The organism is Actinoplanes sp. NPDC051343 (assembly GCF_044455125.1).
Taxonomy (GTDB): Bacteria; Actinomycetota; Actinomycetes; order Mycobacteriales; family Micromonosporaceae; genus Actinoplanes.
On the sequence record NZ_JBITEL010000009.1, the window covers coordinates 344,373 to 362,159 of the forward strand.

19 protein-coding genes and 1 riboswitch are annotated in these 17,787 nt (G+C 71.1%); of the genes, 11 read left to right on the plus strand and 8 right to left on the minus strand.

Annotation, left to right across the window (positions count from 1 at the left end):
* Positions 1-1,128: 1,128 nt before the first annotated feature.
* From ACIA5C_RS29615 to ACIA5C_RS29625, 3 genes are all read right to left on the minus strand, one after another.
* Positions 1,129-1,578, minus strand: a complete 450-nt coding sequence (locus ACIA5C_RS29615) for a hypothetical protein (RefSeq protein ID WP_396060349.1) — start codon at positions 1,576-1,578, stop codon at positions 1,129-1,131.
* A 140-nt stretch (positions 1,579-1,718) separates the two neighbouring features.
* Positions 1,719-2,840 (minus strand): MFS transporter, encoded by a 1,122-nt coding sequence (locus ACIA5C_RS29620; protein ID WP_396060351.1) that lies wholly within the window; start codon positions 2,838-2,840, stop codon positions 1,719-1,721.
* An 81-nt stretch (positions 2,841-2,921) separates the two neighbouring features.
* The gene (locus tag ACIA5C_RS29625) at positions 2,922-4,007 is read right to left on the minus strand and encodes a DUF2786 domain-containing protein (RefSeq protein WP_396060354.1); all 1,086 of its coding nucleotides are present in this window, start codon (positions 4,005-4,007) and stop codon (positions 2,922-2,924) included.
* A 337-nt stretch (positions 4,008-4,344) separates the two neighbouring features.
* On the opposite strand from ACIA5C_RS29625, the gene ACIA5C_RS29630 reads away from it, so the two are divergent.
* Positions 4,345-4,827 carry an XdhC family protein gene (locus tag ACIA5C_RS29630; RefSeq protein ID WP_396060357.1) on the plus strand — a complete coding sequence of 161 codons (483 nt, stop codon included), beginning with the start codon at positions 4,345-4,347 and terminating at the stop codon, positions 4,825-4,827.
* Between the two features lie 3 nt (positions 4,828-4,830).
* Here ACIA5C_RS29630 and ACIA5C_RS29635 read toward each other — a convergent pair whose 3' ends face one another.
* The 4 genes from ACIA5C_RS29635 to ACIA5C_RS29650 form a co-directional block, all read right to left on the minus strand.
* Positions 4,831-6,894 carry a phosphocholine-specific phospholipase C gene (locus ACIA5C_RS29635; RefSeq protein ID WP_396060360.1) on the minus strand — a complete coding sequence of 688 codons (2,064 nt, stop codon included), beginning with the start codon at positions 6,892-6,894 and terminating at the stop codon, positions 4,831-4,833.
* 74 nt (positions 6,895-6,968) lie between these two features.
* Positions 6,969-8,348: a glycine--tRNA ligase gene (locus tag ACIA5C_RS29640; protein WP_396060363.1), complete on the minus strand. Its 1,380-nt coding sequence runs from the start codon at positions 8,346-8,348 to the stop codon at positions 6,969-6,971.
* 66 nt (positions 8,349-8,414) lie between these two features.
* On the minus strand, positions 8,415-8,930 hold the full coding sequence (locus ACIA5C_RS29645) for a hypothetical protein (RefSeq protein ID WP_396060366.1): 516 nt from the start codon (positions 8,928-8,930) through the stop codon (positions 8,415-8,417).
* A 16-nt stretch (positions 8,931-8,946) separates the two neighbouring features.
* Complete coding sequence (locus tag ACIA5C_RS29650) at positions 8,947-9,288, minus strand: antibiotic biosynthesis monooxygenase family protein (protein WP_396060369.1); 342 nt, start codon at positions 9,286-9,288, stop codon at positions 8,947-8,949.
* 24 nt (positions 9,289-9,312) lie between these two features.
* Between ACIA5C_RS29650 and ACIA5C_RS29655 the strand changes: the two genes are divergently transcribed.
* From ACIA5C_RS29655 to ACIA5C_RS29685, 7 genes are read left to right on the plus strand one after another with little or no spacing between them, the layout of a single operon-like run.
* The gene (locus ACIA5C_RS29655; protein WP_396060372.1) at positions 9,313-9,567 is read left to right on the plus strand and encodes a DUF6703 family protein; all 255 of its coding nucleotides are present in this window, start codon (positions 9,313-9,315) and stop codon (positions 9,565-9,567) included.
* A 47-nt stretch (positions 9,568-9,614) separates the two neighbouring features.
* Positions 9,615-10,532, plus strand: coding sequence for a metal ABC transporter substrate-binding protein (locus ACIA5C_RS29660; RefSeq protein ID WP_396060375.1), 918 nt, complete (start codon positions 9,615-9,617; stop codon positions 10,530-10,532).
* The gene (locus ACIA5C_RS29665) at positions 10,529-11,311 is read left to right on the plus strand and encodes a metal ABC transporter ATP-binding protein (RefSeq protein WP_396060378.1); all 783 of its coding nucleotides are present in this window, start codon (positions 10,529-10,531) and stop codon (positions 11,309-11,311) included. The genes ACIA5C_RS29660 and ACIA5C_RS29665 overlap by 4 nt, the downstream gene beginning before the upstream one ends.
* Entirely contained in the window at positions 11,311-12,180 is an 870-nt protein-coding gene (locus ACIA5C_RS29670; protein ID WP_396060381.1) for a metal ABC transporter permease, read from the plus strand. Before ACIA5C_RS29665 ends, ACIA5C_RS29670 begins: the two co-directional genes overlap by 1 nt.
* Positions 12,181-12,183: 3 nt before the next feature.
* The gene (locus ACIA5C_RS29675; RefSeq protein WP_396060384.1) at positions 12,184-12,486 is read left to right on the plus strand and encodes an ArsR/SmtB family transcription factor; all 303 of its coding nucleotides are present in this window, start codon (positions 12,184-12,186) and stop codon (positions 12,484-12,486) included.
* Positions 12,483-12,875: a Fur family transcriptional regulator gene (locus tag ACIA5C_RS29680; RefSeq protein ID WP_396060386.1), complete on the plus strand. Its 393-nt coding sequence runs from the start codon at positions 12,483-12,485 to the stop codon at positions 12,873-12,875. The genes ACIA5C_RS29675 and ACIA5C_RS29680 overlap by 4 nt, the downstream gene beginning before the upstream one ends.
* A gap of 26 nt (positions 12,876-12,901) precedes the next feature.
* Positions 12,902-13,516 carry a hypothetical protein gene (locus ACIA5C_RS29685; RefSeq protein ID WP_396060388.1) on the plus strand — a complete coding sequence of 205 codons (615 nt, stop codon included), beginning with the start codon at positions 12,902-12,904 and terminating at the stop codon, positions 13,514-13,516.
* Here ACIA5C_RS29685 and ACIA5C_RS29690 read toward each other — a convergent pair.
* Complete coding sequence (locus ACIA5C_RS29690; RefSeq protein WP_396060391.1) at positions 13,491-14,330, minus strand: alpha/beta fold hydrolase; 840 nt, start codon at positions 14,328-14,330, stop codon at positions 13,491-13,493. The genes ACIA5C_RS29685 and ACIA5C_RS29690 overlap by 26 nt on opposite strands.
* Before the next feature lie 56 nt (positions 14,331-14,386).
* Positions 14,387-14,496, plus strand: a riboswitch (TPP riboswitch).
* 36 nt (positions 14,497-14,532) lie between these two features.
* On the opposite strand from ACIA5C_RS29690, the gene ACIA5C_RS29695 reads away from it, so the two are divergent.
* The 3 genes from ACIA5C_RS29695 to ACIA5C_RS29705 all read left to right on the plus strand — a co-directional run bounded on the left by ACIA5C_RS29695 (position 14,533) and on the right by ACIA5C_RS29705 (position 17,683).
* Positions 14,533-15,105, plus strand: coding sequence for an ECF transporter S component (locus ACIA5C_RS29695; RefSeq protein WP_396060394.1), 573 nt, complete (start codon positions 14,533-14,535; stop codon positions 15,103-15,105).
* Positions 15,106-15,123: 18 nt separating this feature from the next.
* A complete protein-coding gene (locus ACIA5C_RS29700) occupies positions 15,124-16,563 on the plus strand; it encodes an ABC transporter ATP-binding protein (RefSeq protein WP_396060397.1) in 1,440 nt (479 codons plus the stop codon).
* A 316-nt stretch (positions 16,564-16,879) separates the two neighbouring features.
* Positions 16,880-17,683: an energy-coupling factor transporter transmembrane component T family protein gene (locus tag ACIA5C_RS29705; protein WP_396060399.1), complete on the plus strand. Its 804-nt coding sequence runs from the start codon at positions 16,880-16,882 to the stop codon at positions 17,681-17,683.
* Positions 17,684-17,787: the final 104 nt, after the last annotated feature.

Genomic DNA, 17,787 nt, shown 5'->3' on the forward strand with positions numbered 1-17,787 from the left:
TCGGACCGCCCGCGTTGCCCGATGGACCGCCCGCGTTGCCCGTGGCACCGCCCGCGTTGTCGGCCGGACCACCAGCGTTGCCCGTCGGACCGCCCGCGTTGCCCGTGGCACCGCCCGCGTTGTCCGCCGGACCACCAGCGTTGCCCGATGGACCACCCGGCTGGCCTCCCTGAGGTCCGCCCATGCCGCCCTGGGGTCCGCCCGGCTGGCCGCCCATCCCACCCAGCGGTCCGCCCATGCCACCCAGGGGTCCGCCGAGCTGGCTGCCCATGCCGCCCATCGCTCCGCCCATGCCACCCAGCAGGGGCCAGCTCAGGTTGCCGTGGAACAACATGATCAAGAGGCCGGAGAAGTCGCCGGAGGTCTGTGGGCCGCCGCAGCCGGTCGGTGCGAACGACTCCTTCATCGAGTCGCAGATTACGGTTGGACGCGTTCCGGGCCCGTCGGCCGCGAACGCTGCCGTTCCCGGTCCGGCGACCATCGCCGCCCCGGCCGCCAGGCCCATTCCTGCGCGGCCAAGACTCCTGATTCCGCTTTTCATCACAATCCTTTCGAGGAGGTCTTCGACCCGCAAAGTTCAACACCGGCGGCTTGCAATTTCCGGCATATCCCGGAATCCGGCATTAATCCTCTGGCCTCGATATACGACTGTGGCCGCTGGTGTTCATGCACGACTGCGAGGCTGCATTTCCGTACGGAAGCCCGCATTCACCAGGCATATGCGGGTATGACGGTCGGCTACCCGAAATAATTCCGACGACAAATACGACACTTATCGCGGATTTCCCGGAAGGGCATTCGGCGGCCCAATCGATTCGCTATCGGGGTGCGCGTAACCACGCTCGCGAGGAGACGTTTCTCGGCGCGGCAGGCCGGGCACGGGGTGAGGTTGGCCACCCACGGCGAGTTCGAGGCGCTGATGGGCGCCGGTGGGGCAGGCACGGTTGTGCACAGAGGCGCAGGCGGCCCCACCGGGCATGGCTCCCAGGTCCCCGCCCAGCGACCTGCCCGGCCCGCTCAACCAGCTCCCACGTCGTGCCGACTGGCGGCTGAACGCACACCTCCCGGGAGCCACGGGTCGAGGACGGCGCGCGGACCGCCCTCGCCGTCCTCGAACAACCCGCCTGGTCAGGCGACCGGCGACTGCTGCTGGAGCGCGTCGGCCAGCTGCTGGGCGTTCTTCTTGTCGATGCGCGGGAAGGTGAGCGCCACCCCGTCCCCGTTCGGGCCGAACGCGAGGCGCACCAGGCTCACCGTCCCCATTTTGATTTCGGCCACGCCGATCGCGGCCCGCGGGACCTCGCCGATGATCCGCTTGCCCGGGCCGCCCATGAAGGTCTGCGACATGAAGATCATGCGGTGCGTGGTGAGGACGAAGAACTGCTTGCTGCTGCCCGACGCGATCGCCGCGCCGAGCGCCCCACCGGCCTCGACGAGCACGGCCTGCTTGACGACCGCCCCGAACCGGCTCGAGTCGAACTTGCCGACCAGCGCCCGCGCACCCACGAGAGGCTGTTCGCCCGGCTGAAGCATGCCCGCGACCTGCTCGAAGGCGCGCGTCTGAAGCTTTTCCTGCACTTTGACTCCCCGTTGCTGAAATCCGACCGCGTGACGCTAGCGGCCCCCGACATCGACGCACATCATATTTTCGGGTGCTTTCCGCCGGTTCTCGGACGCGCGGCGGGCGCATCGAGGCGACGCCGCACGGCCGCCCCGGGTCAGAGGTGGCGAGCGGTGGCGAGGGCGGTCGCGGCCAGCGGAAGGGCGCTGAGCGCGAACAGCGCCGGGAGCGGAGCGTCCAGCGCGAACAGGCCGTAGAGGGCGACCGCGAACACCTCGCTGAGGAAACCGCTGATCGACAGGACGGTGGTGCGGGCTCGGCCGGTGATCGCCTCCTGCAGGCGGGTCTCGGTGAGGATCAGGGCGAACTGGAGGAGGCCGAACGCGGCCGAGACGGCAGCCATGCCGAGCAGGGAGCGGGTGAGGGCACCGGCCGCGACCAGCGCGGCCGCGAGGGCGAGGAGCGCCGCCAGGCGGCGCGGGGCCAGGTCGGGGAAACGGCCGGCGACGGCGCTTCCGGCGGCCATCGCGAGGGCGGTCAGGGCATAAAGCAGGGGTACGACCGTGGTCGCGGCACCCTTCTCGCGCGACAGCAGCGGCAGGTATTCGTCGAGTGCGGTGAACCCGGGAACCAGCGCGGCGATGACCACCGCCCAGACGACGCGGCGGTTACGCACCGACGCGCGCAGGCCTTCGCGGAGGGTAGCGGCGTACGTGCTCGGACCGCTGTCAGTGACAACTCCGGCGTCACCCAACGGCTCGGAGGGTTCGGGGACTGCTTCCGGCGTACCGGAAACGGCCGGAGGCAGGCGAAGCGCGAGCAGCCCGCCCAGGGTGACCGTCGCGACGCTGGCGATGCCCACCAGGCGGTAGCCGCCGACGGCATAGACCGGCGCGGCCAGCAGCGTCGCGGCGAGCATGGCGAGAATGCCGGCGGTGCCGGCGCGGCCCATCACCCGGGCGTAGTCGGGTGAGCCCAGATGGTCGTAGACCAGGGCCTCGAGTGTGCCGGACGCGCAGGCGCCACCGATGCCCCAGAGGACGAAGCCGAGCGCGAAGCCCGGATAGGCCGGCCAGAGGATCCACAGTGCATAGCCGGACGCGGTGACCCCGGCGCCGACCGCGAAGAGGCCGCGCTGGGACCAGCGGTCGGCCAGCGCGCCCGAGGGCACCTCGGCCAGGAACGACACGATCGACCAGATCGCGAACAGCGACGAGATCGCGCCGGTGGACAGCCCGGCGTCGGCGAACAGGAGCGCGTAGACCGGGTAGAGGAGCACGCCCTCCTGGCAGGCCCGGACGGCGTACAGATGTCGGGTTCAGCGTCAAGCCGGATGCATGCCCTCATCCTGCCGCACGTGTCAACGGATTTCGGCCTCGTCGGCGGCGGCCCGCCCCGACTCCCACCCCTCGAGGCTGTCGATCCGGCGGCCGCGGGCCCGGACGGTGTGCGGGAAGACGCGATCCATCGCCTCGCGTACCTGCAGGTCACGGTTGCGCAGCACCGGCAGAAGGTCCATGTGCTGCTCGATTTCGGCCCGGGTCGCCTGCGCGAGGCGCTCGCCGATGCGCACCGAATAGGCGACCAGGAAGCTGCGCCGGAACGCCTTGATCCGCGCCTTCCCCTTGGCCGGCTCGTCGCGCACCATCGCCCGGTTGGCCTGCACCAGCAGCGACGTGTAGACCAACTCGACCGCGTCGATGTCGGCGTCGAACCCGAACACCGTCGAAAAGCCGAACTCGGGCGACCACACCGTGCGGCAGTGATTGGCGCGCGCTACGGCGTCGAGCAGGCCCGCCTTCTCGCTCTCGTACGGGTGATCGACGCCGATCCGCTTGGCGTAAGGCACCACCTCGACGCGGTCACGCGCGGTGAGCGCCTCCTCGATGCTGTGCCGCGCGATCAGCTCCTGCGCCTTGGCCGAGTAAGCCTCGGCCTCGGCCGGAAAATCGGTCGATTCGGCCTTGGCGAGCAAGGCACGCACCCGATCCAGTACGCGGGTGTCAGCGCTGCTGTCGGCACGGGCCGGGGCGACCGTGCCCGGCGGCGGGAGAAGCACCTCGATCGGGGGTAGTTTGCCCAGCTCGATCAGGAGATCAAGCTGCGCGTCGAGCAGGTCGAACCGGTCGGCGCTCCGGGTTGCCCGCGGCAGCTCTTCCGCCTGGGCGAGCCAGCGAGGGTCCACCGGGCTGCTCGCCTTGGCGGCGTTGATCGCGGCTTCGGCAACGATGTCGCCCTGCAGCGGGTTGCCGCGCCGGGCCACGACCCGATGCAGTTCCGCCGGCTGCCACCCGCCGCGGAACAGCCGACCGAAGGCATCCTTGAGTGCCGCCGCAAGCGCCGCATCGACCTCACCGACGGCCGCGACGCCGAGCGCAACCACCGCGTCCTCGAAGGCGACGGCCCCCGACCGCACCCCGCGAATCGTCTCGGCCGGGCTCACCATGCCGAGAATCCTCCCCCATCGCCCGCCGGCCACCGACCGCGGGCCAAGACCCACCGCGGCCCCCCGCAGTGCAGCCAAGCGCGCCGCAGCCCAAGCGCCACGCGGCCCACCCGCCACGCAGACCAACCGCCACGCAGACCAACCGCCACGCGAGCCAACCGGGCGGCGTAGGCCAACCCGGCAGCACAGACAAACCCGGCAAACAGGCAGCCGGACCACGGACGGAGACCCCCGCGGACCCAAAGGCCGCGGGCGGAACTCATTCAGTCGCGACGGGTGGAAGCCGGGCGTCGGCGGGTGGGGGTTGCCGGGTGGTGGCTGTGGCAGAGTCGGCGGTATGGGTGACGACGGGCGGGCTCGGCGGCTGGTGGCAGTGTTTGCGTCGCCGGTGGCGGAGATGCTGCAGCGGTTCGGGGTTGAGCTCGGGTTTCAGTCGGTGCTGGTCGAGCCCGATCCGACCAAGCTGATGGGTGCGCCCCGGCCGCACGGTGACCTGTTCGTGCACGACCTGGCGGCGGCCCACCTGGACGACGACACCGACGTCGTGCTGACCGATCATCACCGGGCCGAGATCGGGGACGTGCTCAAGGAGGCGCTTGCCTCGGACGCCCGGTGGATCGGCATCGTCGGCAACCCGAAGGCGGAGGCGCCGCACGTTGCCGCCCTGCGGAAGCTCGGGGTGGGTGACGCCGAGATCGCCCGGGTGCACCGCCCGATCGGCCTGAACATCGGCAGCCGCACCCCGGCCGAGATCGCCGTGGCGACCCTGGCCGGGCTGATCGCGGACCGGAACGGCCGACCGGGCGGGTTCGAGTTCTAGAAACTAGCCCGAAATGCTCGGCCGGCCGGTTTCGACGTGGCCGGCGAAGCGCTGCGCCCAGCCGTGGTCCGAGCCGGCCGAGACGGTCAGGTCGTACCAGCCGTGGCTGAGCGACGGCACGTCGATCGTCACCGTCCGGCTGCCGCGGGCGGCGACCTTGACCGCTTGCGGGCGGGTGTGGATGTACTGGTTGTGGGCGACCGTGAACGCCACCGGCGCGTGGCCGTCGTTGTGCAGGGTCAGGTGGAGTTTGCCGTCGTGGTAGGACGACTCGACGCGCAACTGCCGGCCGGCGGTGGCCGTGTCGCCGACGAAGCGGCGCAGGAAGCGGTTCGGGCCGACCACGGTCAGGTCGTAGCGGGTGCCCTGGATCGGGCCGGTCGCGGTGGCCGCCTTGCCGGCCGCCACCGTGTGCTGGCCGGGGAACGCCGCCGGGTACTGGGAGAGCGCCGGCGCGGCGGCCAGGTTGTCGTAGACCGCGAAGTGGCTGGCCCGGGAGACGAACGGCGCGACGTTGCTCAGCGCCAGCCGGGCGACGCCGCCGGCGAAGCCGGTCAGGTACGCGTTGGGCTGGAACGGCAGCGGCCGCGCCTTCCGCGTGCCCGGTTCCTGCGTCGGCATCTTCGAGTCGGCCGGCTGCGGGTTGTACCGCATCTCGGGGATCAGCGGACCGGTCGACGGGAGCTTCGGTACGCCGTACACGGGGGAAGCGAAATCGAATGCGGCCGTGAGGTCGCCGCAGACCTTGCGCCGCCAGGCGCTGATGTTGGGTGAGACGGCCGGGGTGCCGAGCGCGGTGGTCCACTTCTCCAGGAGCTGGATCACCGAGGTGTGGTCGGTGACCTCGGAGGTCACCCAGCCGCCCCGCGTCCAGGGGGAGATCAGAATGAGGGGGACCCGGAATCCGAGGCCGACCGGGAGGCCGGCGACGAACTCGTCCGCCTCGCCGGTGGCGGGCACCGGCGGCGGCACGTGGTCGAACTGCCCGTCGTTCTCGTCGTAGTTGACGATCACCAGGGTCGAGTCGAAGACGGCGGGGTCGGCGGCCAGGGCGTCGAGGACGCCGCGCAGGAAGTACGCGCCGTTGCTCGGCGCGGTGACCGGGTGCTCGGAGAAGAACTGGTTGTTGACGATCCAGCTGACCTTGGGCAGCGTGCCGTCCAGGACATCCTTCTTGATCGCGGCGGCCAGGTTGTCGGCGTTGCCGGACAGCCCGGTGAGCGGCTCGGGCACGTTGGCCACGCCGTTGTCGTAGTACGGGTTGCCGGGCGCGGCCGTGCCGCCCTGGGAAGGGTCGAGCTTGGCGAACGTGTCGAAATATTCGACCCCGTTGTCGCCGTAGTCGTCGGCGCACTGGTAGACCCGCCAGCTGACGCCCGCCTCCTGGAGTGTCTCGGCGTACGACTTCCAGGGCAGGAATTTGCCCAGCTCGTCGCCGCCGGAGTAGGCGATGTAGTCGCCGTGCCGCCGGTCGGCGTTGATCGTGCCGCTCCACAGGTAGGTGCGGTTCGGGCCGGTCGCGCTGATCACCGAGCAGTGGTACGCGTCGCCGATCGTGTACGCCTCGGCCAGCGCGTAGTGGAACGGCAGGTCGCGCCGGTCGAGGTAGCCGAGTGTGGTCGGGCCGCCCTTGGCCGCGTACCAGCCGTTCATCAGGCCGCCGCACCAGGCGGCGTGCTGGTCGTCCCAGCCGTGGGAGGTGCCGCCGTAGTTGGCCGCGCCCGCCTCGGGCGACGGCGGGGTGGCGCCGTCCCACGTCTTGGCGCCGCTCAGGCGCCACGGGTATTGGGTTTTGCTGCCGGCCGGCTGCTCCCACACGTCCTTGCCGCCGGGCAGCTGGATGGTCGAGCGGTCGCCGAAGCCGCGTACGCCGCGCAACGCGCCGAAGTAGTGGTCGAAGCTGCGGTTCTCCTGCATGATCACGACGACGTGCTTGATGTCACGGATGTCGCCGTGGCGCTTGGCGGCGGGCGCTGCCTCGGCCGGGGCAGCGGGCAGGCCGACGGCGGCCGCGCCGGTGACGGCGGCGGCGGTGCCGAGGAATGTTCTGCGGGACAGTTCAGGCATGCCGCCGACGCTCGTCCGGGAAAGTTGCTGGAAGGAGAAGGCGGGTTCATCGATTCATGAACCCGCCTCGACCGTCAGCAGCCGGGCAGGCGCTCGAGAAGGTAGCTCTCGATCTGGTCGAGCGAGACCCGCTCCTGCTTCATCGTGTCGCGGTCGCGCACGGTGACCGCGTTGTCGGTCAGCGTGTCGAAGTCGACGGTGACGCAGAACGGCGTGCCGATCTCGTCCTGCCGGCGGTAGCGACGGCCGATCGCCTGCGAGTCGTCGAACTCGACGATCCAGCGCTTGCGGAGGTTGGCCGCCAGCTCGCGGGCCTTCGGCGAGAGTTCCGGGTTGCGCGACAGCGGCAGCACCGCGACCTTGACCGGGGCGAGCCGCGGGTCGAACCGCATGACCGTGCGCTTGTCGACACCGCCCTTGGTGTTGGGGGCCTCGTCCTCGTCGTACGCCTCGAGGAGGAACGCCAGCACGGCCCGGGTGAGGCCGGCCGCCGGCTCGATGACGTACGGCACCCAGCGTTCCTGCTTTTCCTGGTCGAAGTACGACAGGTCGACCCCGGACTGCTTGGAGTGGGTGCCCAGGTCGTAATCGGTGCGGTTGGCGATGCCTTCGAGTTCGGCGAACTCGGTGCCACCGAACATGAAGCGGTATTCGATGTCGACGGTGCGGCTGGAGTAGAACGACCGCTTCTCCGCCGGGTGCTCGTAGAACCGCAGGTTGGACTCGGAGAGCCCGAGGTCGCGGTACCAGTTCCAGCGCTCCTGCAGCCAGTACTCGTGCCACTTCTCGTCGGTGCCCGGCTCGACGAAGAACTCCATCTCCATCTGCTCGAACTCGCGCGTGCGGAAGATGAAGTTGCCCGGGGTGATCTCGTTGCGGAAGCTCTTGCCGACCTGGGCGATGCCGAACGGCGGCTTCTTGCGGGCCGCGGTGGCGACGTTGTTGTAGTTGATGAAGATGCCCTGTGCGGTCTCGGGCCGCAGGTAGTGCAGGCCTTCGGCGCTGTCGGTCGGGCCGAGGAAGGTCTTCATCAGGCCGTTGAAGTTTTTCGGCTCGGTGAAGGTGCCCTTGTTGCCGCAGTTGGGGCAGTTGAGTTCCTGCAGCGAGGAGGGCGGCGAGCCGTGCTTGGCCTCGTACGCCTCTTCCAGGTGGTCGGCCCGGAAGCGCTTGTGGCAGGACTGGCATTCGGTGAGCGGGTCGGTGAACGCCTCGACGTGGCCGGAGGCGACCCAGACGTCGCGGGACAGGATGACGGCCGAGTCGAGGCCGACGATGTCGTCGCGCTGCTGCACCATCGTGCGCCACCACTGGCGGCGGACGTTCTCCTTCAGCTCCACGCCCAGCGGACCGTAGTCCCAGGCGGAGCGGGTGCCTCCGTAGATCTCGCTGGAGGGGAAGACGAAGCCACGGCGCTTGGCCAGGCTGACTACGGAGTCGATACGGTCGGCGGGCATGTTCCTCCTACGCCGGCTGGATGTCGGCGGGGACATCGGGATTTTTGATCAGGACAAACAGCGAGATTACTCCCCGAGGTCGCACACCTCGAAAGCGCCTGTGTCCTGGTTTTGCCCCAGGTAGGCCAGGAGCTGACCGGTGTCGCCGGTGTCGTAGGTCGCGTCGACCGGGACGGTGAAATTGATCAGGTCGAGTTTTTCCAGCCGGTAGCTGACGATGGGTTCCATGCCGGACACCCGCACCCGGTATTCGGCCGGGGACTCGTCCTGCTTGGCTTCGCGGCAGAGCATCGAGTAGGCCTTCTCGTATTGCTGGGCGACCACGGCGTCCAGGTATTGCGAGACGACCTTGTGGGTCTGCTCCTGCAGCGCGCTCTGGGCCGAGGTGGCGAGCCCGGCCACCGCGGCCGCCCCGCCGCCGCAGATCAGCAGCAGCACGCCGGCCCCGATGCCCAGGGTCCAGCCGATGCGCTTGCCCTTGCCCTCGACCGGCGGGGCCGGGAACGGCGGCTGCACGCCCGGCCCGGGTGGGGGCGGGGGCACGGCCGCATAAGGCGGGTACAGAGGCGGGGCCGAGGTCATGGTCACAGCCTAGTTGTCAGCGCCACGGTTCGGCGGCCCGGTCGCTGGCCGTCACGACCACCTCGCCACCGGGTTCGGCACTGGCCAAGGTCTCGTACGCCGAGGGCTCGTCGATCGATTCCGAGAGCAGCGGGGTCGCCGTGACCTTGACCTCGAATCCGCCGAGGGCGCGCCGGTAGGCTCCCACCGACTCCCACTCGGTGACCAGCGTCCAGTAGGTGGGGTCGTCGAGCGCGCGGGTGAGCCGGCCGGAGAGATAACCGGGGCGTTCGGCCAGGACGGCGAGCGCGGCGTGGGCCCGCGTGACGAAGCTGTCCTGCGTTTCCGGCGTGACGACGAAGCGGTTGAGCACCAGCATGCTGACGAGCTTAAGGAGTGCCGCATGGCGCCGAGCGACGACCTCCTGCACCGGCTGGCCCGGATGAACCCGGCCCGCGCGTTTCTGGCCACTCTCCTGCTCATGCTGGTCGGGCTGTTCCTGCCCGGCATCGTCGGCGCGGCCGTGCTCTGCGTGCTCGCGGTGGCGCTGGCCGCGCTGACCGTCACCACGTGGTCGGTTCAGCCGGCGCGTACGCGAGCGGTGCGGATGATCCTGCTCGCCGTGCTGATTCTGCTGATCCTCAGCAAGGTTCTGTGACCCATGCGGTTTTGACAATCATTGTCATTATCGGCAACAGTAGTGATATGCCGTTCCGTCTGCTCGCCGCCGCCCTGGCCGTCCTGGCCCTGGCCGGCTGCGGCGTGCGGGCCGAGGCATCGTCGACGTTCGACGTCGTCACCGCCTTCTACCCGCTCGAGTTCCTCAGCGAGCGCATCGGCGGCCCCGAGGTGCACGTCACCGACCTCACCAAACCGGGCGCCGAGCCGCACGACGTCGAGCTCAACCCGCGCCAGGTCGGCACCATCGCCGACGCCCGCGTGGTGGCCTACCTGCGCGGCTTCCAGCCCGCGGTCGACGACGCGGTCGCCCAGGAGGCGAAGGGCCGGGCGTTCGACGCCGCCCAGGTGGTGCCGTTGCTCCCGCTGGCCGACGGCACCGACGGCAAGCCCGAACCGGGCGCCGACCACCCCGAGACCGCCGGCGGCGGCATGGACCCGCACGTCTGGCTCGACCCGGTGCGGTTCGCGACCATCGCCGACCGGCTCGGCGCCCGCTTCGCCCGGGCCGACCCGGCCCACGCCGCCGGCTACACGGCCCGGGCCGCCCAGGTGCACGCCGAACTCGACGCGCTCAACACCGAGATGGCGAACGGCCTGCGCCAATGCACCCGGCACGAGATCGTCACCAGCCACAGCGCGTTCAACTACCTGGCCACCCGCTACGGCCTCACCCAGATCGGCATCACCGGCATCTCCCCCGAGGCCGAGCCGTCCCCGGGCCGGATGGGCCGGATCGCCGCACAGGCGAAGGCCACCGGCACCACCACGATCTTCTTCGAGACCCTGGTCAGCCCCAAGGTCGCCGAGACGGTCGCCCGCGAGGTGGGCGCCCGCACCGCCGTACTCGATCCGCTCGAAGGCCTCACGGACAAAAAAGCCGACTACTTCTCCGTCATGCGCAACAACCTGGCAACACTGCGTACCGCCCTGGGGTGTTCATGAGCGTCGTCAACGTCAGCCATCTCGCCGTCGGCTACGAGGGCCGGGAGGTTCTGCACGACGTCACCCTGCGGGTGGACGCCGGCGAGGTGGTCGCGATCCTCGGGGCCAACGGCTCCGGCAAGTCCACCCTGATCCGCACGGTGCTCGGTCTGGTGCCGATCGGCCGCGGCGACGTCGAGTTGTTCGGCACCGGCCTGCGGCGGTTCAAGCAGTGGGCCCGGGTTGGTTACGTGCCGCAACGCCTCGGCGCCGGCGGAGGCGTACCGGCCACCGTCGGCGAGGTCGTGGCCTCCGGCCGATTGGCCCGCAGGGGCATCTTCCGGCCGCCGGCGGCGGCGGACAAGGCAGCCGTACGCGACGCCCTGACCGATGTCGGCCTGCTCGATCGCATCAACGACCCCGTCTCCACACTCTCCGGCGGGCAGCAGCAGCGCACACTCATCGCGCGCGCCCTGGCCGGCCGGCCCGACCTGCTGGTGCTCGACGAGCCGACGGCCGGGGTCGACGCGTCCAGCCAGGAGGCGTTCGCGGCCGCGCTGGGCCGGTTCGGGGAGAGCGGCGGCACGATCCTGCTGGTCGCCCACGAGCTGGGCCCGCTCCAGCCGTTGATCGGCCGCGCGGTCGTGGTGCACGACGGGCGCATCGCATACGAGGGACCCGTCCCCGAGCCGGTCGGCCACCACGCCGCGCCCGGCCACGACCATGTGCACCCGCACGCCGACGCGGTCAAGGCCGGCATCTGCGAGTGGGCGCCCACCGACCGGATGCCGGCCAACTGATGGACCTGTTCGAGTACGACTTCATGCTGCGGGCCCTGACCGGTGCGCTGATCATCGGGCTGGCCGCGCCCTCGCTCGGCGTCTATCTGGTGCAGCGCCGGCTCTCGCTGATCGGCGACGGCATCGGCCACGTGGCGCTCACCGGCGTCGGCGTCGGCCTGCTGCTGCACCGCTCCCCGGTGATCGCGGCGGTGATCGTCTCGGTGATCGGGGCGGTCGGCGTCGAGCTGATCCGGCAGCGCGGCCGCACCTCGGGCGACCTCGCGCTGGCGCTGCTCTTCTACGGCGGCATCGCGGGCGGCGTCGTGCTGGTCGGGCTCTCCAACGACTCCAGCAACGCCAACCTGATGCAATATCTCTTCGGTTCGCTGGTCACCACGTCGCCGCAGGACATCGTGGTCATCGGCGTTCTCGGGGTGCTGGTGCTGGCCGCGATGCTGGCCTTCCGGCCGGCGCTGTTCGCGGTCTGCAACGACGAGGAGTACGCGAGAGTGAGCGGCCTCCCCGTGCGTACGCTCAATCTGCTGATGGCTGTGACCGCCGCGGTGACCGTGACCATCGCGATGCGGACCGTAGGTCTGCTGCTGGTCTCCGCCCTCATGGTGGTGCCGGTGGCCGCCGCGCAGCAGGTCACCCGCGGTTTCCGCACCACCATGGCGGCGGCGATGGTGATCGGCGTCGGGGCGGCTGGTTCCGGCGTGGTGGTGTCCGCCGAGATCGACACCGCGCCCGGGGCGACCACCGTGATCCTGGCCCTGGCCGTCTTCGTGGCGATCTCGGTCGGCACGGCGACCTGGCGGGTGCTGCGGCGGCGCGGCACCCCGGCGCACGAAGTGGAACCGCCCGATGTGGTCCTGCAGAAGGTCTGAGCGATGACGACGACGGGTTACGAGGCGTACGAGTCGGCCGGCGAGCTGCTGCGCGCCCTGTCGGCACCGATCCGGGTCGCGATCGTCGCCGAGCTGGGTCTCGGCGAACGCTGCGTACACGAGCTGGTCGAGAAGCTGGGCGCACCCCAGCCCCTGGTGTCGCAGCATCTGCGGGTGCTGCGCGGCGCCGGGGTGGTGCGGGGTGCACGCCGTGGACGGGAAATCGCATACTCGCTGGTGGACGACCACGTCGCCCACATCGTCGCCGACGCGGTCAGCCATGCCAGGGAGGTAGTACGCCAATGAGCGGGGAACGCAACACCAAACAGCGCAGTGCCGTGAGCGCCGCCCTGGCCGACGCCGAGGGGTTCAACAGCGCTCAGGAGCTGCACGCCAAGCTCCGCGAACGCGGCGAGCGGGTCGGATTGACCACCGTCTACCGCACCCTGCAGGGCCTGGCCGACGCGGGCGAGATCGACGTGATGCGCCCGCCCGGCGGCGAGCACCTCTACCGCCGCTGCAGCCAGGGCCACCATCACCACCTGGTGTGCCGGGCCTGCGGCAACGCGGTCGAGGTGGAGGGCCCGGCGGTCGAGTCATGGGCCGATCGGGTCGCCGCCCAGCACGGTTTCGCCGACGTCTCCCACACCATGGAGATCTTCGGAACCTGCCCGGACTGCGCCGGGAAGCGCTGACATCGTCCACGTGGGAATCTGATGCGGTGAAGCTCTACGCCGACCGAGTCCCCACCGCCACCCGTCAGCTGATCACCGACCTCGTGGTGGTGATCTGGGTCTACCTCTGGATCCGCGCCGGCCTCTGGGTCCACGACATGGTGCAGAAGCTCGGCGTGCCGGGCGAGAAGCTGCAGAGCGCCGGCACCGGCATGGCCGACAACCTCAACGACGCCGGCGGCAAGGTCGGCCGGGTGCCGCTGGTCGGCGACCAGCTGGTCAAGCCGTTCACCGGCGCGGCCGGCGCGGCCCGGTCACTGGCCGACGCCGGCCGCGAGCAGCAGGCCGTCGTCGGCAAGATGTCGGTCATCATGGCGCTTGCCGCGGTCGCGGTGCCGCTGGCCCTGGTGCTGTTCCTCTGGCTGCCGCGGCGCCTCCGCTGGATCCGCCGGGCCGGGGTGGCGAAGAGTGTGCGTGACGCCCCGGCCGGGCGTGACCTGCTCGCCCTGCGCGCGCTGGCCGGCCAGCCGCTCAACCAGCTGGCCAAGCTCGGCCCGGACATCGCGCAGAGCTGGCGCAACGGCGACCCGGAGGCGGTCGACGCGCTGGCCGCCCTGGAGCTGCGGCGGCTGGGGCTCAAGCCTGAGTTACGCGCCGGATGATCGCCTCGGCGGTCGCCTTCGGCGCCTCCTCGGGCACCCAGTGACCGATGTCGCGCATCGCGACGAGCTGATAGTCGGCCTGCACCCAGTCGGCGGTCCGGAGCGCGGCGGTGATCCGGAAGACCGGGTCGCGGTCGCTCCAGATGTACGTCGTCGGCACGGTGACCACGCCCATGCTCCGCAGGGCTTTGGGGCTGAGCGCGCGGTACCAGTTCAGGCCGCCGGTCAGCCGGCCCGGCTCACGCATCGCGTCGGCGTAGAGCGCCGCCCGCTCGCCGATCGCGCGCATCATGCTCTTGAGCAGGGCACCGTTGCCGGCCAGCAGCGCCCGCTCGGAGCCTGGCGAACGGAAAAAGGCCTGATAGACGAAGCGGGCGCGCTGGGTCGGGCGTACCCGGAGGGCGAGGCCGAGCGCACGCGGGTGCGGCACCGAGATCGCGGTCAGCGAGCGCACCCGCTCCGGGTGCTGACCGGCCACCAGCCACGCCACCTGCGCACCCCAGTCGTGGCCGACCACGTGGGCCGACTCGAGGCCGAGGGCCTCGATCACGGCGACCGCATCCGCGGTCGGCTCGGCCAGGCGGTAGTCGGCGACCGCCGCCGGGCGCGCGCCGGGCGAATAGCCGCGCTGATCGAGGGCGTACGTGCGCAGGCCGGCCGCGTGCAGCCGGGGCAGGATCAGGTCGAACTCGCGGTGGTCCTGCGGGAAGCCGTGCAGCAGCAGGATCGGCTGCCCGTCGGCGGGTCCACCCTCGAAGACGTCGAAGGTCAGCCCGCGCGCCTTGATCTCCCGGCGCGTCGTCGCCACCCGCATGTGATCACTCCCTCGCTGTCACAACCCGTCAACCGGTGTTAGCGTCATCGAAACTAGCAATCCGACAGGGGAGCGCACAGCGCTGAGAGTGCGAGCCGACCAGGCCCGCAGACCCTCGAACCTGATCTGGGTAATGCCAGCGCAGGAAGTTCGGTCTTGATCGAGCGTGCGTCTTCTCCCGGTACCCGCTGGGAGGCAAATTATGAACAACCGTTGGCGAACCATCGACATCGTGATCGCATCCATCATCGCGGTCGCGTTCGGCGTCATCTTCTGGGCCTGGAACTTTCTCTGGAACGGCCCGGCCGACGCCATCCCCCTGCCCGGACGGGCCGTCATCTACGGCATGTGGCTCGTCCCGGCCGTACTCGGCGCGCTGATCGTCCGCAAGCCGGGCGCGGCGTTCTACACCCTGACCCTGGCCGCGCTGGTGTCGGTCGCGATCGGCACCAGCTGGGGCTGGACCCTGGTCGTACAGGGCCCGCTGGAAGCGCTCGGCGGCGAACTGGCCTTCGCACTGTTCCTCTACAAGGTGTGGCGGCTCCCGGTGGCGCTGCTCTCGGGCGCACTGGCCGGGCTCGTCGCCTCGATCTACGACGTGTTCGTCTGGTACCCGGGCACTTCGTGGGCGAGCATGCGGATCCCGTACATCCTGATCACCGCGGCGTCCTCGCTGGTGATCGCCGGCCTGGGCAGTGCCCTCCTGGTCAAGGCGCTCGCACAGACCGGGGTCCTGGACCGCTTCGCCGCGGGCCGGGAACGGGCGCTGGTCTGAACCGGGCCTGTTCAAACCATGAGTGAGGTCGTGCTTCGCGGGTTCGGGTGGCGGCATGCCGGCCGCCGCGCCTGGGCGATCCGCGACGTCGACCTGCAGATCGCGCACGGCGAGCGGGTGCTGCTGCTCGGGCCCTCCGGGGCCGGCAAGAGCACCCTGCTCGCCGCGCTGGCCGGCCTGCTGCCCGACGACTCCGGCGAATCGGAGGGGACGGTCGAGGTCGACGGCCTCGACCCGCGCAAGGCCCGGGAACGCGTCGGCATCCTGTTCCAGGACCCGCAGACCCAGCTGGTGATGGCCCGCAGCGGCGACGACGTCGCGTTCGGACTGGAAAACCGGGGGGTGCGGGAGGCCGACATCTGGCCCCGGGTCAGCGACGCCCTCGACCGGGTCGGCTTCCCCTACCCGATCACCCGCCCGACCGCCGCGCTTTCCGGCGGCGAGGCGCAGCGCCTGGCGCTGGCCGGGGTCCTGGCGATGCGTCCCGGGCTGGTGCTGCTCGACGAGCCGACAGCCAACCTCGACCCGGCGGGCGCCTCGCTGGTGCGGGAGGCGATCGTCCGGTCCGGTGTCTCCGACGCCACCCTGATCATCGTCGAGCACCGGGTCGCCGAGGCCCTCCCGCTGGTCGACCGGGTGGTGGCGCTCGAGCCGGGCGGCGGGGTGCGCGCCGACGGCGCACCCGAGGTGGTCTTCGCCGCCTACGGCGACCAGTTGGCCGAGGCGGGCGTCTGGGTCCCGGGTTTCACTTTCCCGCCGGTCAAGGCCGCCGCGGCGGCGGGCGCTTCCCTCGTACGCGCGGAGCACCTCACAGTCGCACAACGGCTGACGCCGGTGTCGCTGTCGGCCTGCGCGGGAGAGGTCCTGGCGGTGACCGGCCCGAACGGCGCCGGCAAGTCGACGCTGGCCCTCGCCCTGGGCGGCCTGCTGGCCCCGTCCTCGGGCAGGGTCGTCGCTTTCGACGACCCGCGGCCCCCGCACCGGTGGCGGGCGACGATGCTGGCCGGCCGCATCGGCTCGGTCTTCCAGAACCCGGAACACCAGTTCGTCACGACACGCGTCTCCGACGAGCTGGCGCTGGGCCCGCGCCGGCTGGGCCGCTCGGACGCCGAGGTCAAAGCCGTCGTCGACGCGCTGCTCGACCGCCTGCGCCTGACCCGCCTGGCCGCCGCCAACCCGTACACCCTCTCGGGCGGCGAGGCCCGCCGCCTGAGCGTCGCGACGGCGCTGGCCACCGCCCCGCGCCTGCTGATTCTCGACGAGCCGACCTTCGGCCAGGACCGCCGCACCTGGACCGAGCTGGTCACCCTGCTGGCCGGCCTCCGCGACGAGGGCCACGCCGTGGTCGCGGTAACCCACGACGACGCCTTCGTCACCGCCCTCGCCGACCGCACCCACTCCCTGGCCCTCACACCCGAACCCGACCCCCTCCCACTCCCCCGCCGGCGACGCCCATGACAGCGCCGTCCGCGCCCCGGATCGCGCCATCCACACCGCGCAGGCCGACGAGCGCGTCGAGGCCGCGTCGAGGACCGGGCCCACAAGCGTCCGGGCCATGTCGCGCGGCGTCCGCGCGTAGGTCCGAGCCGCATCGGGCGGCCTCCGCGCGTACGTCCGAGCCGCATCAGGCGCCGTCCGCGCGTACGTCCGAGCCGCATCGGGCGGCCTCCGCGCGTACGTCCGAGCCGCATCAGGCGGCCTCCGCGCGTACGTCCGAGCCGCGTCGGGCGCCGTCCGCGCGTACGTCTGTGGCCGGCGCCGGAAAGGCGCGGCCGTGAGTTTCGTCGTGCAGCAGATCGCCGACCCGGCGGCGCCGCTGGCGCGCCGCAACCCGGTCGCCAAGCTGGGCGCCGCGCTGCTCTTCTCGCTGCCGCTGATCGCCACGCTCGACCCGCTGACGCCCACGCTCGGCCTGCTGGTCGAACTGGCAATCCTGCCGTTCTTCGGCCTGCGCTACGGCGCCCTGCTGCGCCGGGCCTGGCCGTTGACCCTGGCCGCGGCGGGCATTCTGGTGACGATGGTGCTGTTCTCGGCCGACCGCAGCGGCCGCCTGCTGCTCGGCCTCGGCCCCTTCGACGTCACCACCGGCGTGCTGGTCGACACCCTCGGCCTGATTCTGCGCATCTTTGCCGTCGCCCTGCCCGGCGTGATCGTCTTCGCGACCACCGACCCGACCGACCTGGCCGACGCCCTGGTGCAGAACGCCAGGGCCCCGGCCCGCTTCGCCATCGGCGCGCTGGCCGCCTTCCGCCTGCTCCCCCTGCTGGGCGACGAGTGGCAGATGCTCACGCTGGCCCGCCGGGCCCGCGGCGTCGACGCCGGACGCAACCCGCTCGCCCGGCTGAGACTCTTCGTCTCGACCGCCTTCGCCCTGCTGGTCGGCGCGCTGCGCCGCGGCACCCGCCTCGCCGTCGCGATGGACGCCCGCGGCTTCGACTCGGGCGCCCCGCGCACGTTCGCCCGGCGCCAGCGCTTCACCGCCGCCGACAGCGCCCTGCTGATCGGCGCGGTGATCCTGGCCGCGGCCGCCCTCACGACCACGGTCGTCCTCGGCCTGTTCCGCCCGATCATCGGCTGACCACCATGCCGGAGATTCAACCTTCCGGGTATGACAGGAACCGTTGATCTGAGCTCTGCTGATCTTGTGCACCGCCCTGACCTCGCCTTTTATCCTTGACCGGG